The following is a 16,634-nucleotide window of genomic DNA, read 5'->3' as shown; positions in this document are numbered from 1 at the left end:
TCAAATTGCCCGTAGTAGCATGACTGGCATCTGCAAAATCTTCTGCTGCCGTTTGACTACTCGCAATCGAAACTGATGATAAGGTGGGGGCGATGCCGTCAATTACCAGAGCTTTGTTGTCGCTTAATGAATTGCCTCCGCCAATGGTTGGTAAGGTCAATACGGCATCATTGCCAGCAGCATCTTGAATACTTGTGCCTGCGGTCAGTGAATTGACATCAAAATACTCTAAATCAGAAGAAGACTCTCCTGTAATTACGGAATATGCAAATTCCAGTGTATTGGTTCCATTACCACCCGCTCCATTAGGATTGAGTACCTGGTCAGTAGTTCCCGTTTCCAGTTTTAAGGTAGGATTACCAACAAAAGTAACAGCCTCACTGAAAACCACCTGTATCACCAGGTTGTCATTGGCCTTATATGTTCCGTCTGCTGTCGAACTTGTTACACTGGTTATTGTCGGAGCAGTTACATCATTAGTTGCTCCAGGAGTAATGGCCTGAATCACAAAACCACCTGTACCGTCAGGAGTTCTTGAGATTGACTCAGTACTTGCATTGCTATTGGCATTTTCATTGAATTGGGTAGCCTGACCAAGTCCGGTCAATAGACCAGCATCATCAGCATCGTCAGTGTCATAAACCACTGCATCAACAAGGCCATCCATTGTAATGGCACTTCCATTGGTGAAGTCACTAGCCGAACCTACAAATATTGCAACCGCATCCGGGCCATCCTGAAGCTCTGCGCCTGCCCAATCCTGATCAAGGTTGGTTACACCAGTTTCTCCAATTACATAGAAGCCATTGGCATCAGTACTACCCGTGAAATCAATATCTCGCAATTGAGTGTCGTCTGAACCGTTGTAGAAAACCATGAATAAGCCCGTGAGGTCTGTGGTTCCGGTGCCACCATCATAAATCTCCACGAATTCACCAGTAGAAGAGGCATCAACTTCATTAATCTTAATATTGTCTGGGGTGATAAAAATATCGAAGGTCTGATCAGCCGATTGAGCTACCCCACCACTGGAAGTTCCCCCATCATCTGAAAGGCTCACCGTTACGGTAGCCTTGCCAAAAGTTGAGGACTTAGGAGTAAAAGTCAGATTACCTGTAGCCTCATCAATATCTGGCTGAACGTTAAAAATGCCGTTGTTATCATTCGCCACATTGAAAGTAAGTGTCTGGGTACTTCCATCATTATCAGTTATTGCTGTAGTGTGGCCTGCAATGGTCTGTGCTCCCGCACCCTGTGATACCGTCCGGTTGGCACCAATGGTAAATGAAGGTGCAGAATTAGGAGTAAGTATGGTGAAATTAAAATCAGTAGAAGCAGTAAAGCCAGTAAAGGCATTTCCTGCCAAATCCAAAAACGGTGTTCCAGAAATTATAAATAAATAATAGCCTGTGGAAGTACTTAATGATGCTCCTGGGTTGATGGTTAAAACTGCGTCTGAAATAGAAGCCTTATTTGAAGTAGCCGTTGGATTGGCTGCATCAATAGAAAATACAGGAACATCGTCATTCGATCGCCTTATCTGAAAAGCGCCAATACCGAACTGCATGTTCTCATTAAATGTCACCGTAATGTTGGCACTTGGCTCTACTCCTGTTGCATCATCAGCCGGGCTCGTGCTGCTTACTGTAGGGGCGGTCTCATCGGCTGTGGTAAAACTAAAGGTCGTCTCATCGCTGATGCCTGCAAAACTGTTTCCTGCTGCATCATCAATCGCAGTAGCTGCAATCTGAATCGCATACTCATTCGTTTCTAACAATGCTGATGTCGGGTTGATATAGAGCTTATCGTTGGAAATACTAATTGCTCCATCTGCTGGGGAAGTACCTCCACCTGCTGAAAAGATGTTAAATGATTCAACATCAGCAGTTCCTGTAACATTTCGCAAAGTTATATTGCCAGTTCCAGGGGAAATATTTTCACTAAAATCCAATATGATATTGGCCGTTGTTGACACTGCTGTTGCATTATCTGTTGGTGTTGAGTTAGCTTCACTGAAAGTCGGAGCATCCGTATCTATAGTATGGGTAGCACCAGCAGTAAAACCAGCAGCAATGGCATTACTTGACCCATCTATAATTGAGGTACCACTTGATTTCAAATCAATGCTGATCGTTCCCGTACCTGATACCGTATTCACTGGCACAGAATAGCTTGTACCAGACCCGGTAACGGTACCGATGGTTCCGGTAACTCCTGAGCCATCTACTGTAAAGTCTGTTGCATCCACACCCGTGACACTTTCACTAAAGGTTACATCGAAATTGACCGTTGTGGCATTAGTCGCTGGCGAGCCATTTACAGCAATACTGCTTACTGAAGGGGCAGTCACATCAGCGGTAGTAAAGTTGAAGTCGGTGTCATTGCTGATCCCTGCAAAGTCGTTGCCTGCGGTATCGTCTACTGCTGTACTGGCAATGCGCACGGCATAAGTCGTCTCACCCGTCAAATCACTGGTCGGGTTCAGGTATATCTTATCTCCACCAACACCAATATTCCCAGCTGTAGGTGTGGTGGTAGCAGTAGCGGTGGAAATATCGAAGGTCTGCACATCAGCTCCGCCCGATACTTTCAAGGTTACACTACCTGTTCCTTTTTGAATGTTTTCATTAAAGTCAATGACAATGTTATCAGTAAGAGATACGCCCGTAGCATTATCTACTGGTGTAGAACTTGCTGCGTCCAAGGTAGGTGACGAACCATCATAGTCCAGACTCAGGGTATTTGAGACTGTATTGGCATTGCCCGCCTGGTCAAAGGCACGACCTACTCCAACCGATACCTGCACATTGCCATTACCCGCAGGGGTAATATCTACAGTAAAAGTAGTACTATCCGGACCGAAAAAATTACTCGTAGTACCGTTCACCACAGTGATGTCATTCTCCTTCATATTCTCAGCTTCAGAATTGAAGGTGATCGTTACCGGAATGGGATTGTCATTGGTTGGGTCTGTAGAAGTAGTAGATATTGCAACCGTAGGCTGAGTTACATCAATATTTATGCTTAATCCTGAGGAAGATCCACTGGTATTGTTGGCCGCATCTGTGGCTGTAGCGGTAATGGTATGAGCACCAGCAGTGAGTGTACTAGTAGTGATAGAATAGTTACCACCAGTAGCTGTACCACTGCCAATAGCCCCATCTATATTTGAGGTCAGGTTAACGGTAGACCCAGCCTCAGCCGTTCCCTCAAAAGTGGGAGTCTGATCGTTAGTCAGATTATCTGAAGTAGCTCCTGCGGTATGATCTTCATTACCCGAGTCAGTAGCGGTGGTCATATCTGGGGTGCTGGGGGCAGAGGGGGCTATATCATCTGTCACGGTAATGGAAAATGTCTTTTCAAAATCATCATCACCATCGTTGGTATTGACCCTTATATTGTAGGTACCAGCTACCAATGAACCATTTGTCCTTAGTTTATCTCCACTTATGTTGAAGTTTCCATTGTCATCATCTCCTGCACCGGCTACCTCACTGTAAGTAAATGAAAAATCGTCTGAATCTGTAGTAGTGAAAGTACCTACCTCCGCATTTACACCTGTGGCGGTTTGACCGAAGGTAGTAGAAGAAAGGGTAATGTCTGTTGGGGCAGCGTTGCCCCCGGAAAAAGTTGATCCAGTAAACTCATTGGGAACGACCGATGGAAAAGTAAAACTTCCATTGGCCCAATTCGAACTTGAATTAATTGCAGATGCTACACTAGCTAAACTTCCTGAAAAACTCGTTGTTCCACTATAGTAACCTTCAGAATTAGTTGTAAAGCTGCCAGAAAATTCATGAGCTGTTGTTCCATTTGTTAATCCTGTTCCAGATAACGTTGACGTACCTGCTCTACCAATAAATGCCAAAAAAGTAGATGAAACATTGTTTCTCCTTCCAGCTACTGCATAAATTTCATCTGTATTACCTATACTGGTATTAAAACCCGAGTAATTAGGGGTATCTTCTGAATCATTTTCATAAATAGATCCTGTGGTCGCTGCTATCCCTGTCCCATTATCATCTGCATTAGTAACATCAACTATAGTTCCTTTCGAAATAGTGCTTCCCGTATTGTTTTCCCAAACCAACTCTCCTTCACCAACACCAGCCCAAGCAGAACCAGTCCATTCATCGTCAATAAATGAAATAATAGTTTCTGCGGGACAATCATCCAGAAAAATAAAAGAAAATCCATCATTAGTGTCATGATAAGCGACAAAGGCAATATCGCCTGCGGCATCAATCGAGCCATTATTATTTTGTGCTTTCAGAGGAATTAGGCCAAATAGGCAAAAAATTACTAAGACAAGGAGACGTGTAAGTTTCATGTTTTCTGGATGATTTAGTTGATAGATCTCTTGTTATAAAAGCTTTTCAATATGTAGTTATAAAATCAAAAAGTGGCCAAGAATAAATATCCCTGGCCACATGGCTAAACCAGTTACGAGAAGGATATATTCCGAAAAGTGCTATAATAAAATTCACCCCTAAATAGGGTTGCATATTATTATAGGCCAGGCCGTTACCAGTCGCCTGAACACTTACGGTTCCAGCAACTTGAGTACCAGCTCCGCCGTTATATGCAGCATTCCCTCCGGAAGAGGTGAAATTGTCTGTACCAGTATTGGTCAGAACACCTGCAGCCGGATTGGCCTCATCTTCTTCAACTGACGCTGATTGAACAGGAACAGTAATTTGAGCACCTGTCAAACTTGCACTGTGCGTGTGACTAGGCATAGTAAGAATACTTAAATGATTATTTTCTAAACCAGACCTCTGTGCTATGAATTCAACCTGAATATCTTTTAAACCGGCAAGCTCAGATTTTAAGCCTTTTTCAAATTGTTTTACAACAGAGTATATGGAAGATGAGGGAAGAAGAACGCTAATAGACACTTCTTTCATGAACGAAGTGATTTAGGGTATTCAACGATAAGAATAAGTTGAGTATAACGATACTCGAATGGTGTAAACTTATACATGCGTTTTGGCTGAAGAAAGTAATTACTAACCACCTTCTGGTTTAAAGCTATGGATTTTCCTGAGAATAGAAAAAGATTATTGAGACATGAGAATAGATATTTTAATGCATTTTAAATACTGGGATTTGTAACTCCCGTACACTAAAGTGATTATTAAGGAGATAAACCTAAGGGTTAGGCCTCATTGTTATCTAGCAGGAAACAGCCTTTCATATAGTAGCAATTCAATTGAGTCAAACACAAACTATAATCACAACTCAGTCGGATTAGATATTATAATATGTTGTCACAAAAAAAAGGCCATTCAATCGAATGGCCTTTAGATTTTATGTTTAAGAATATTTATCCGTTCATGGACACCAAGAACTCATCGTTGTTTCGAGTGCCTTTCATTCTATCGAGCAAGAATTCCATTGCTTCTACAGAGTTCATATCGTTCATGAACTTACGAAGGATCCAAACACGTTGAAGTTCTTCTTTGCTCATTAGTAAATCTTCTCTTCTTGTGCCTGATGCTGGTACATCGATAGCAGGATAAACACGTTTATTAGATAGTTTTCTATCCAATTGTAATTCCATATTACCGGTTCCTTTGAATTCCTCAAAGATTACCTCATCCATTTTCGATCCTGTTTCAATGAGTGCCGTAGCAATGATTGACAATGAACCGCCATTCTCCACATTACGTGCGGCACCGAAGAAACGCTTAGGCTTGTGTAGCGCGTTTGCATCAACACCACCAGAAAGAATTTTTCCTGATGAAGGTACTACTGTATTGTAAGCTCGGGCTAATCGAGTGATTGAGTCTAATAAGATCACTACATCGTGACCACACTCTACCATTCTTTTCGCCTTTTCGAGCACAATGTTCGACACTTTTACATGACGATCAGCCTGTTCATCGAATGTAGATGATATTACTTCCGCTTTTACGCTTCTCGCCATATCAGTCACCTCTTCAGGTCTTTCATCTATTAGTAAGATGATTAGATAACATTCAGGGTGGTTTTCGGCAATTGCGTTAGCAATTTCTTTCAAGAGCACTGTTTTACCCGTTTTTGGCTGGGCTACAATCATTCCTCTTTGACCTTTACCTATTGGTGCAAACATGTCTAATATTCTAGTAGACATTTGGCTAGGCTTAGTACTTAATTTGATCAACTCTTCTGGAAAAAGAGGCGTTAAGTATTCAAAAGGAACTCTATCTCTTATTTCTTCAGTGGTTTTTCCGTTCACTGATTCAACTCTCAATAAGGCGAAATACTTCTCTCCTTCTTTCGGAGGTCTGATCTGGCCTTTTACTGTATCACCTGTTTTTAAACCAAATAATTTGATTTGTGATGGTGAAACATAAATATCGTCAGGACTTGCTAGGTAATTGTAGTCAGATGACCTCAAGAAGCCGTAGCCATCTTGCATCATTTCTAAAACACCTTCATTTTCAATCAGTCCATCAAAATCTTTGATGTTTTGATTGTACTGCTGACGCTTGTTTCTTCTGTCGTCTCTTTCTTTACGCTCGTCGTTGCTTTCTCTTTCTGGCTTTCCGTTACCTTCGGCGTTTCCTTCTTTCTTAGCCCTATGATCTTTTCTTTCAGGTCTAGCTTTCTTTTCTTCACCCTCTTTACTTTCACCACCTTCGGCAGTTTCAGTTTCCGTTACGTTCTCACGTTTTGGTTTTCTCTTAGGACGATCTTCCTTGCTTTTATTAGGCTTAGGTTTTGAAGCTTCAGTCTTTTCCTCCTTTGCAGGAGCATCAGCTTTTTCCTCGTCTTTTTTTGCGGGTAGTTTATCTTCTGGGGTAATTGCCTGCTGATCTAGAATAGCATAAATGAGATCTTGCTTGTTCAGCTTTTTGAAGTTTTTTACCCCCATTTTCTCAGCAATTTCCTTTAGTTCGGAAAGCAGCATGAGCTTTAATTCGTCAATGATGTACATAAATAAATGGGTTGGGAATCCTCTCAGATAGAGGAGAATAAAAATAGATTATAGTTAATGATATGTGGCTCGAGATGAACGTTGGACATGCATCCTATCATCTAAGGACACGGCAATATTATATTAAACAATCCAGACTGTCAAAGATTGACCATTATTTTTGTGGTTTTCTTGTGTTATAACAGGCTTATTCATTCAGAATTGCAAGGAAATGGTTTACTTTGCCGGCGTAAATCTAGAATAAGAATGCTACAAGTAGCCAATATCATCGCAGAAAAAGAACGTTTTACAAGAGGTCTTGAAAAGCGTCACATAAGCAATGCTACCGAATTATTAGAAGGAGTAATTGCCCTTGACGAAGAAAGAAAAAAGACGCAGCACCAGTTGGATTCGAATCTTTCCGAAGCCAATGGACTATCGAAACAAATTGGTGGCTTGATGAAATCTGGAAAACGTGAAGAAGCGGAAGAGGTTAAGGCTAAAAGTGCTGAACTGAAAGCAATCAGTAAGGATTTAGGTGAACAACTGAATAGTATTCAGAATAAACTCCAAGAGGCGCTTTACAATATCCCCAATATACCACATGATTCTGTTCCGGAAGGAAAGAGCGATGAGGACAATGAAGAGATTTCTCGTTCTGGAGATATTCCAGCATTACATGAAAATGCTAAACCACATTGGGACCTGATAAAAGATTATGACATCATCGATTTTGATCTTGGCATCAAAATTACTGGAGCAGGCTTCCCCGTATATAAGGGTAAAGGCGCTAGACTACAGCGAGCATTGGTTAACTTCTTTTTAGATGAGGCTTCAAAAATTGGCTATTCTGAGGTTCAACCTCCTATAGTAGTGAACGAAGCTTCTGGCTATGGTACTGGGCAATTACCTGATAAGGAAGGCCAGATGTATCATATCGCTTCTGAAAACATGTACTTGATACCTACGGCAGAGGTGCCTATTACTAATCTTTATAGGAATGAAATTCTTGACGAAAAGCAGCTTCCTGTAAAGCATGTGGGCTTTACACCTTGCTTTAGAAGAGAAGCAGGTAGCTGGGGTGCTCATGTCAGAGGTTTAAACAGGCTTCATCAGTTCGATAAGGTAGAAATTGTACAGGTTAGAAAACCAGAAGAATCTTATCAGGCTTTGCAAGAAATGTGCGATCATGTGGAGGGTATTTTAAAGAAGTTAGAACTTCCTTATCGCGTTTTAAGACTTTGCAGTGGCGACTTGGGCTTTACATCTGTTTTGACTTTTGATTTCGAAGTCTATTCTGCGGCTCAAGAAAAGTGGTTAGAGGTTAGCTCCGTATCAAATTTTGAAACCTTCCAAGCTAATCGCCTCAAGTTGAGATATAAGGACGAAAACAAGAAATCTGTTTTACTACATACGCTCAACGGAAGCGCCTTAGCCTTGCCTAGAATAATGGCAGCGATTCTTGAAAACAATCAAACCGCGGATGGAATAAACATTCCAGAAGCTTTGGTTTCATATACTGGTTTCGACCAGATTTCTTAAACCTTGGTGGACAAAACGTTTACCGAGTTTTATTGATTAACGTATTAAATTCAATAAAAACAACGCTTGGCTAGACGCGCGCCGATAGTTACCCATTTCTACTATTTAATTTTAGTAGCATTCTGCTTGACACAAAAGCTGTACAGTCAGACTATTCCTTCTGTTCAAGGGGTTGAAAACTATTGTTTTGATGCTAAAACACCGCTCACCTTAGATCAACTAGTTTCTATCAATGGCACAGCTACTGACCTTCTAGATGGAATTCAAATAGCTATTTCACAAAACTATTCTCCTACTGAAGACCAATTAACCTATACCGAAGCTGATGGCATAACTGGTGCATACGATAGTGCAAATGGGATTCTAACTCTTTCAGGAAGTGCTGATCTCGATGCTTATAACCTGGCCCTTTCTCGTGTTATTTTCACAACAAGTGCAACCGACAACGCTGCAGGAGCTAAAGATATTACCGTATCCCTTTCCAACTTAGACTACTATCCAGAAACAGGTCATTTTTATAAATTCTTTGCTGAACGCGGTATTCTTTGGACAAAAGCATTGGTAGATGCTGAAAACAAAGATCTTTTTGGCCTAAAAGGCTACTTAGCTACTATAACTACTTCGGGAGAAAATGACTTTATCCTAGCTAGAGTAAGCGGCACTTCTTGGATTGGTGCCAGTGATAGAACTACTGAAGGAGACTGGCGATGGGTAACCGGACCGGAAGGCTTATTTGATGGTGGGGTTGGAAGGAGACTCTCCGATGGTTTCACAAATTGGGAAACTGATGAGCCAAACAATGCCGGAGGGGAAGAATATGCACATATGATGGACTGGTCTAGTCCTCCTGGCAAATGGAATGACTTAGCCGATGGCGGAAGTGGTGGCCAATTCACACCTACTGGGTATATCGTCGAATATGGTGGCCAGCCAGGAGATCCAGACGTATTCTCATCCATTACAAGCACAACAACGTTAGACATACTTCAAGAGGTTCTTATAAATGGTGCTATTTCGGTTTGTCCCAACCTTATGGGTGTAACTTATACCGCCTCTTCCTTAGTGGGTTATTCTTATAATTGGACCGTAGAAGGTGGAACGATTGCCTCAGGTCAAGGCACCTCAGAAATTCTTGTAAACTGGGGGGTAACAAATGCAAATGCCAGTGTATCAGTTGTCGTTTCATCACCAATACTTTGTCAGGTGACAACCTCCTACCCTGTAAAGATAAATGTACAACTAGAGCCTCCCCTGCCTTTGGGAAATACAACTGTTTGCTATATCGATTTAACTCAGCCACAAACTTATAATACTCCTTCTACACCAGGTTCTGACTATAATTGGTTCGTAACTAACGGACAAATAGTAAGCGGAAACGGCACCAATGAGATCCAAGTTTTATGGGATGGCCCAGGTAGTGGTGATTTATATTTTACCGAATCGACAAGCACTGCTACTGATATATGCGATGGCGATTCTCCATTGCTCACGGTAGACTTAAGAGAAGAAATTGTACCAACTTTTGACATTGAAAACGTAAAATGTTTTGGTGGTATCGATGGCAGTATACGGGTCTCAGGTATTAATGGACTAGCACCATACACTTATACTTGGAATGTAAATGGTCAAGGAAATATAAATGATAGTTTGGTCACTGGCCTAAGTGCTGGTAACTATTCTGTTGACATAACTTCTGCTGGCTGTACTATAAATGTTCCTTTTACTATTACTGAACCGGAACCATTGAGTGGAACTATCAATGTAACGGACGTCCTTTGCTTTGGTGAATCTTCCGGAATAGCTGAAGCGCTAATAACAGGAGGAACTGGCGACTATAGGTATGTTTGGAGCCAACAACCCAACGTCAATCAAAACAGACTCACCAATATTCCTAAAGGGAGCTATTCCGTAGATATTTATGATGAAAATGACTGTTTATTAACACTTAATTTTAATGTAGACGAACCAGACAGACTCATAATAGAAAACATAAACGCAACTTTGATCTCCTGTCCTGGAGGTAACGATGGCACACTGGAAGCTTCAGTATCGGGAGGTGTTGCGCCTTACAGCTATTCTTGGGAAGGCAGTTCCGACACTTCTCCCCTTGCTACAGGGTTCTCTAAAGGCACTTATAGGTTAATAGTGACTGATGCTAATGGTTGTACCACGGCTGCAAGTCAATCTGTGGAAGAAGCCACTCCAAAAATTTTATTTCCTAACGCATTTAGTCCAAACGGTGATGGAATGAACGATACGTTTGGGCCAACCACGCCTTGTACCATTATTTTTAACATGCAAGTATATAGTCGATGGGGAGAAGTGATCTTTTCTACGCAAAATGCACAAACTGGCTGGGACGGTACACTCAACGGCCAAGCAGCCGCGTCTGAAAAATACAGCTACATCGCTAATTGGACCATTGAAGTAAATGGCTTATCTGTTTCTAGTGAAAGAAGAGGAGTAGTAAAATTAATTCGCTAAGGTAACTTGTTTCCTTAACGCTTTATTCCGTTAACCCTTTGTAAATTAGGCTAATATGATTAAAAATGCACTCCTTATTTCAGTGGCCTTACTTTTTACAATCCCCTTGTATGCGCAAAATGATTTTAATTCGAATAATGTCCTTTTGATTGCAAAAGGGAATAAACCCAGTAAAAACATTCTTCTGTCGGGTAGAACCGTAGTTTGCAAACTAAAAAGTGGACAACGTAAAAGAGGATTACTCTTGGTTTACACGGAATATATTGTTGTTGGTGAGGATAAGGTAGCTCTGGAAGAGATAGAGTTTGTAAAACCTATTTCTAGATTTAATAAAGATTATTCAACGGCTGCAGCACAAAGCGGATTCAGTAGAACGCTAATCGGCGTGAACCCTATTGACCCAATATCCCTAATGAATTTGGCTTTAAATATGGGGTTTCGAAGTCTAGCGACTAACAAAAGACTTACCACAGCCAAAGGATGGACATACAAAGTAGTTGAACTAGAAAGACCAGCTTTTAGAAGAAGGGGTTAATTTTAGGGAAACGCTTTAACCCATGCTGATAAGAAAAGGTACCCCCGCTGATCTTCCTCAAGTTTTTGACCTTGTAATGGAATTAGCCATCTATGAAAAAGCTCCTCAAGAAGTAGAAAACTCTGTAGCGCAAATGTTACAGGATGGTTTTGGAGACAAACCAATCTTCGAATTTTTTGTGGCCGAATTAGAAGGACATATCGTTGGAACCGCTATCTATTACTACCGTTATTCTACTTGGAAAGGAAAGGCACTTTACCTAGAAGACCTCGTTGTCAGTGAATCTTCTAGAGGAAAAGGTTTAGGAAAGAAATTACTCGATGCTATTGTGTTTGAAGCAAAAAAGGTAAATGCGAAACAGGTGCGCTGGCAGGTTTTAGACTGGAATGAACCGGCGATTAATTTCTATAAGAAACTAGGAGCCGACTTAGACTCTGAATGGATTAATTGTACACTTACTGAAGCTCAAATAAACAACTACTAAACAGATTCAAGTAGCGTTCTAAAGGCAGCAATTTTATTTGGCCAGGCTAAAAGGGCTTTTTGCTGCAATTCTGGAGCGAAAGCCGCCATATACATTTGAATATTTTTCATATCGGCAGCAAAATACTGTACGCTATATGAAGATGCCTCAGGGTCTTCAGTATTTAAGACTTTAAAAAACTTATAGTCTTCAAACTGATTGGTTTCCATTACTTCTGGAATATGAGTCTCTTTCATCCAAGTAATCCATTCTCGTTCTACCTTTTTATCTACCGCTACGGTTACGTTATACAATACCATCAGAATATATTTGTGGCAAATTTACAGTTTAAGATTTCATAACATTTATCCTTAGCCCTAGTTTTAAGTCAGATGATCAATAAAATTGATGAGCTCCCTTTCGTGAATGAGAAAAATGCATTCTTTCTAATGATAGCCATGCACGTAGCTGGTGTAATTGGTTTGAGTCTGGAGATAACAGCCGACTTATTTAAACTACTTGTACCCTTCAACCTTCTAGCTACGGGAGCTATCCTTTTGCATTTCGAAAAGGAAAAAAGTTTAAAATACGGTGCGTTTATATTTATCACCTTTTTAGTCGGCTTTTTTGCTGAAGTTATTGGGGTAGCCACTGGAGCCGTATTTGGAGAATACAGCTATGGAGAAACACTAGGTTTCAAGGTGCTAGATGTCCCATTAGCGATTGGTATCAACTGGATAGTATTAATTTACTGCACAGCCCACCTAAGTCGTAAAATCACGAATAAATCACTTTTACAGATAGTTATTGCGAGTGTATTTATGGTAGCTTTCGACCTTCTGATAGAACCAGTAGCGATCAATTTAGACTTCTGGTCTTGGGAAATGGTAGACATTCCGCTACGCAATTACCTTGGCTGGTTCGTGGTATCCTTACTACTGCATGCTGTCTTCCTAGGATTAATGACCAATTCAAACAATTCACTGGCTATTAAGCTTTTATATATACAGGTTGCCTTTTTTGTAGTCTTGAATTTTATTTAATATTTCTTTAAACAATCTGTTAAACATTGAGTTACAGTCGGAAAGAATGGTAGAGGCAATAGGTTGGACCCTTTTAGGTTTTGTATTGACGGAAGCTTTTTCTTGGTGGATACATAAGTATATTATGCACGGTGTTTTATGGAAAATTCATAAGACACATCACGAACATACTGAAGGTATGTTTGAATTGAATGACATATTCGTTTTGATATTTGGCGGATCGGCAGTAGTACTCATTCTACTAGGTGTTGAGTCATTCGATTATCGTTTTTGGATTGGCTGTGGAATAAGTTTATACGGCACTCTTTATTTCATACTACATGATGTTTTAATTCATAAAAGACTCAAGTGGTTTGAAAGACCAAAAACGAAATATTTAAAAGCCATAACAAAGGCGCACAGGGCTCATCACAAAACAAAAGAAAAGGACGATGCCGTCTCTTTCGGATTGTTTTTGATTCCCAAGGAATATTTTAACGAGGACGGAAAAGAGAGATAGCAGTGGCAAATTATTCTATAAAAGATTTAGAACACCTTTCAGGTATAAAAGCCCATACATTACGTATTTGGGAGCAACGATATGCTATAATCAATCCGAAAAGGACTGATACGAATATTAGATTCTACGATCAAGACGACTTGAAACTAGTATTGAACGTTTCTCTTTTGAAAGACAATGGCTACAAGATTTCCAAAATCGCCAAAATGTCTAAAGAGGAAATGTCCGAGATCGTTTGGATGGTTTCCGAAAAACTCTCAAGCCATACCGATCAAATTCATGCGCTTACCCTTTCTATGATAGATATGGATGAGCAAAGGTTCGAAAAAATCATTTCTACCAATGCCATGAAACTCGGTTTCGAAAGAACTATGTTAAATGTGATCTATCCTTTCTTAGCAAAGATAGGGATCATGTGGATAACAGACTCTATCAATCCAGCACAAGAGCATTTCATGTCGCACTTAATACGGCAAAAGCTAATAGTAGCCATTGATAGTTTGTATACACAAATAACCGATGCGAGTAAAAAGTACATGCTCTTTTTACCTGAAGGTGAACTTCACGAAATTAGCCTCCTATTTGCGAACCTACTTATCCGTTCAAGAAATAATAGAACAATATACCTAGGACAGAGTATGCCATTCCACGATTTGAAAGTGGCTTATGATGTTTACAAACCAGATTATCTATTAACAATTCTTACTTCGAGAGATTCGGACATTTCTCCTCAAGATTATTTGAATCAACTTTCAGAGCAATATCCAGAAACCACCATTCTTGTTTCCGGCAGTCAAATCACAGGTCAAGACCTAGAATTGAATGACAATATTCTTCAAATCAACAACCCTAATCAACTGACCGATTACGTAGAAGAGAACACAGTTGAAGTAATTCCAAAGTAGTATTTAGTCTTAAAATTTACTTTTTGTTTATTTTTTTTAAAAAAAAGATAAACAAAATAAATCGAAATCATAAATATAATTATTGCCCTATTAACGCCTTATTTCGCGATTCTAGGGCATTTTTATTTGACTTCGTATAACTATTAAAATGCCAAGAGTGGTTATATTGTTCTATTCTGGGTCTAGAAATTCCATGAGTAGCTTGACTTTTGTTTAATCTTTTTGAATATTTGTTAAACAAACAAAGCAAGGAAGCCATGACTACTGTAGATTTTAATTACTCGTTGTCTAACATGACTAAGACTTTAAAGCCATTTGCAATTAAATTGACTAAAGATCATGATGATGCAAATGATCTACTTCAGGAAACCTTAATGAAGGCTTACAACAATAGAGAGAAGTTTGCTGAAGGAACAAATCTGAAAGCATGGTTATATACTATCATGAAAAACACTTTCATTACCAACTACCAGAGAATGGTAAGAAGAGGTACTTTCATTGATACTACTGACAATCTTCACTTTATCAATTCTACAAGCACTCAAATTGAAAATAGAGCTGCAGGTAACTTTGCATTAAGGGATATCAACACTTCTATAGAAAAATTGGAAGATGTATATAAAATACCTTTCATGATGTATTTCAGAGGTTTCAAATACCATGAAATTGCTGAAAGATTGGAAATCCCTATTGGTACTGTGAAAAACAGAATTCACATTGCCAGAAAACAATTGAAAGAAAAATTGAGAACATATAGAGCCTAATACTAGTTTAGCCTTCATGAATAAAAAGAAGGCCCTGGTCATTGGTTCTGGATTTGCTGGAATGTCGGCCGCCATTAATTTGGCACATAAAGGTTTAGACGTTACTATTCTCGAAAAAAATAACACCATTGGTGGACGAGCCCGACACTTTTCAGCGTCGGGCTTTACTTTTGATATGGGGCCAAGCTGGTACTGGATGCCGGATGTCTTTGAATCATTCTTCAATAAGTTCGGGAAATCAGTTTCCGACTATTACGAACTCATTCGTTTAGACCCTAGTTACAAAGTTACTTACGAAGGCGGTGACGAAATGGACATTCCTGCCGACATGGGTGAACTTGAAACCCTTTTCGAATCAATCGAACCTGGGGCTGGCCTACAGCTCAGAGCATTCTTAAAGCAAGCGGCTTACAAGTATGAGGTGGGCATTAATAAGCTCGTGTATAAGCCGGGTAGATCACTTACAGAGTTTACAAGTCTCAAACTTCTTGTAGATGTAGTACGAATGGATGTATTCCAGTCTATGAGCAAGCACGTCAGAAAGTATTTCAAAAACCCACGACTTATCCAGTTAATGGAATTCCCAGTGCTATTTTTAGGTGCTTTACCAGAAAATACACCGGCTCTATATAGCCTCATGAATTATGCCGACATGTCGCTTGGTACGTGGTACCCGAAAGGCGGTATGCATAAGATAGTAGAGGCCATGGGTAAACTCGCTGAAGAATTAGGAGTGAAAATTCTCACAAATAATGCAGTTACCAAAATCAATCATAGCGGTGGTATAGTGAAATCTGTAACAACAGACCAAGGGGAAATACACGGAGATGTAGTTATTTCAGGCGCAGACTATCATCACGTGGAAACCAAGTTGTTAGATTCTGATACCAGAAACTATACAGACAAATATTGGGACTCCAGGGTAATGGCGCCTTCCTCTTTGCTCTATTACTTAGGGGTAGACAAAAAACTCGATGGTTTGCTACATCACAATCTGTTTTTCGACACTGATTTTACACCCCACGCTCACGATATCTATACAGACCCTAAATGGCCTGAAAAACCATTATTCTATGCTTCATTAACCTCTAAAACGGATAGCACAGTTGCTCCAGAAGGTCATGAAAACCTTTTTCTTTTAATTCCAGTAGCTCCAGGGCTTGAAGAAAATGATGAAATACGCGAAAAGTACTTAGATATGATCTTAACTAGAATGGAAGAACATACTGGTCAAAGTATAAAACAGCATATCGTTTACAAAAGAAGCTTTGCTCACAGAGACTTTATCAGCGATTATAATTCATTTAAAGGAAACGCGTATGGGCTAGCCAATACGCTAACACAAACCGCTATTCTTAAGCCTTCGTTAAAGTCCAAAAAATTGAAAAACCTATACTATACAGGGCAGTTAACGGTGCCTGGGCCCGGTGTTCCTCCTAGTTTAATATCGGGAATTGTAGTAGCGGATGAGGTTGAAAAAGATTTGTTTTAAACCACA

At 40.1% G+C, this 16,634-nt stretch carries 13 protein-coding genes; 9 read left to right on the top strand and 4 right to left on the bottom strand.

What is annotated here, in order from left to right; translation table 11 throughout:
* The 3 genes from JXQ92_RS04500 to rho all read right to left on the bottom strand — a co-directional run.
* Window positions 1-4,330 (bottom strand): beta strand repeat-containing protein (locus tag JXQ92_RS04500; RefSeq protein ID WP_421985389.1); only part of this gene is annotated, 4,330 nt, incomplete at its 3' end.
* A gap of 46 nt (window positions 4,331-4,376) precedes the next feature.
* Entirely contained in the window at window positions 4,377-4,907 is a 531-nt protein-coding gene (locus JXQ92_RS04495; protein WP_421985388.1) for a phage tail protein, read from the bottom strand.
* Between the two features lie 419 nt (window positions 4,908-5,326).
* Window positions 5,327-6,922: a transcription termination factor Rho gene (gene rho / locus JXQ92_RS04490; protein WP_421985387.1), complete on the bottom strand. Its 1,596-nt coding sequence runs from the start codon at window positions 6,920-6,922 to the stop codon at window positions 5,327-5,329.
* Window positions 6,923-7,168: 246 nt separating this feature from the next.
* Between rho and serS the strand changes: the two genes are divergently transcribed.
* The 4 genes from serS to JXQ92_RS04470 all read left to right on the top strand — a co-directional run bounded on the left by serS (window position 7,169) and on the right by JXQ92_RS04470 (window position 11,946).
* Complete coding sequence (serS, locus tag JXQ92_RS04485; RefSeq protein WP_421985386.1) at window positions 7,169-8,443, top strand: serine--tRNA ligase; 1,275 nt, start codon at window positions 7,169-7,171, stop codon at window positions 8,441-8,443.
* Window positions 8,444-8,569: 126 nt separating this feature from the next.
* Window positions 8,570-10,927 carry a gliding motility-associated C-terminal domain-containing protein gene (locus JXQ92_RS04480; RefSeq protein ID WP_421985385.1) on the top strand — a complete coding sequence of 786 codons (2,358 nt, stop codon included), beginning with the start codon at window positions 8,570-8,572 and terminating at the stop codon, window positions 10,925-10,927.
* 55 nt (window positions 10,928-10,982) lie between these two features.
* The gene (locus JXQ92_RS04475) at window positions 10,983-11,462 is read left to right on the top strand and encodes a hypothetical protein (protein WP_421985384.1); all 480 of its coding nucleotides are present in this window, start codon (window positions 10,983-10,985) and stop codon (window positions 11,460-11,462) included.
* 22 nt (window positions 11,463-11,484) lie between these two features.
* A complete protein-coding gene (locus JXQ92_RS04470; RefSeq protein ID WP_421985383.1) occupies window positions 11,485-11,946 on the top strand; it encodes a GNAT family N-acetyltransferase in 462 nt (153 codons plus the stop codon).
* Here the strand turns inward: JXQ92_RS04470 and JXQ92_RS04465 are convergent.
* Window positions 11,943-12,245: a DUF4286 family protein gene (locus JXQ92_RS04465; protein ID WP_421985382.1), complete on the bottom strand. Its 303-nt coding sequence runs from the start codon at window positions 12,243-12,245 to the stop codon at window positions 11,943-11,945. The two genes, JXQ92_RS04470 and JXQ92_RS04465, sit on opposite strands and share 4 nt — an antisense overlap.
* A gap of 72 nt (window positions 12,246-12,317) precedes the next feature.
* Between JXQ92_RS04465 and JXQ92_RS04460 the strand changes: the two genes are divergently transcribed.
* The 5 genes from JXQ92_RS04460 (at window position 12,318) to JXQ92_RS04440 (ending at window position 16,628) form a co-directional block, all read left to right on the top strand.
* Window positions 12,318-12,968 (top strand): carotenoid biosynthesis protein, encoded by a 651-nt coding sequence (locus JXQ92_RS04460; RefSeq protein WP_421985381.1) that lies wholly within the window; start codon window positions 12,318-12,320, stop codon window positions 12,966-12,968.
* 46 nt (window positions 12,969-13,014) lie between these two features.
* Entirely contained in the window at window positions 13,015-13,467 is a 453-nt protein-coding gene (locus tag JXQ92_RS04455; protein ID WP_421985380.1) for a sterol desaturase family protein, read from the top strand.
* 2 nt (window positions 13,468-13,469) lie between these two features.
* Complete coding sequence (locus tag JXQ92_RS04450; RefSeq protein ID WP_421985379.1) at window positions 13,470-14,372, top strand: MerR family transcriptional regulator; 903 nt, start codon at window positions 13,470-13,472, stop codon at window positions 14,370-14,372.
* A gap of 257 nt (window positions 14,373-14,629) precedes the next feature.
* On the top strand, window positions 14,630-15,136 hold the full coding sequence (locus JXQ92_RS04445; protein WP_421985378.1) for an RNA polymerase sigma factor: 507 nt from the start codon (window positions 14,630-14,632) through the stop codon (window positions 15,134-15,136).
* A gap of 16 nt (window positions 15,137-15,152) precedes the next feature.
* Window positions 15,153-16,628 (top strand): phytoene desaturase family protein, encoded by a 1,476-nt coding sequence (locus tag JXQ92_RS04440; protein WP_421985377.1) that lies wholly within the window; start codon window positions 15,153-15,155, stop codon window positions 16,626-16,628.
* Window positions 16,629-16,634: the final 6 nt, after the last annotated feature.

It is taken from the genome of Roseivirga sp., from assembly GCF_049099775.1.
GTDB lineage: Bacteria > Bacteroidota > Bacteroidia > Cytophagales > Cyclobacteriaceae > Roseivirga.
Note: the sequence above shows the minus strand (reverse complement) of the source record. Positions and strands in the feature narration are given on the sequence as shown.

Coding starts and splice junctions, on each gene's coding strand:
- JXQ92_RS04495 (WP_421985388.1), bottom strand. CDS start 4,907: ATGAAAGAAGTGTCTATTAGCGTTCTTCTTCCCTCATCTTCCATATAC.
- rho (WP_421985387.1), bottom strand. CDS start 6,922: ATGTACATCATTGACGAATTAAAGCTCATGCTGCTTTCCGAACTAAAG.
- serS (WP_421985386.1), top strand. CDS start 7,169: ATGCTACAAGTAGCCAATATCATCGCAGAAAAAGAACGTTTTACAAGA.
- JXQ92_RS04475 (WP_421985384.1), top strand. CDS start 10,983: ATGATTAAAAATGCACTCCTTATTTCAGTGGCCTTACTTTTTACAATC.
- JXQ92_RS04470 (WP_421985383.1), top strand. CDS start 11,485: ATGCTGATAAGAAAAGGTACCCCCGCTGATCTTCCTCAAGTTTTTGAC.
- JXQ92_RS04465 (WP_421985382.1), bottom strand. CDS start 12,245: ATGGTATTGTATAACGTAACCGTAGCGGTAGATAAAAAGGTAGAACGA.
- JXQ92_RS04460 (WP_421985381.1), top strand. CDS start 12,318: ATGATCAATAAAATTGATGAGCTCCCTTTCGTGAATGAGAAAAATGCA.
- JXQ92_RS04455 (WP_421985380.1), top strand. CDS start 13,015: ATGGTAGAGGCAATAGGTTGGACCCTTTTAGGTTTTGTATTGACGGAA.
- JXQ92_RS04445 (WP_421985378.1), top strand. CDS start 14,630: ATGACTACTGTAGATTTTAATTACTCGTTGTCTAACATGACTAAGACT.
- JXQ92_RS04440 (WP_421985377.1), top strand. CDS start 15,153: ATGAATAAAAAGAAGGCCCTGGTCATTGGTTCTGGATTTGCTGGAATG.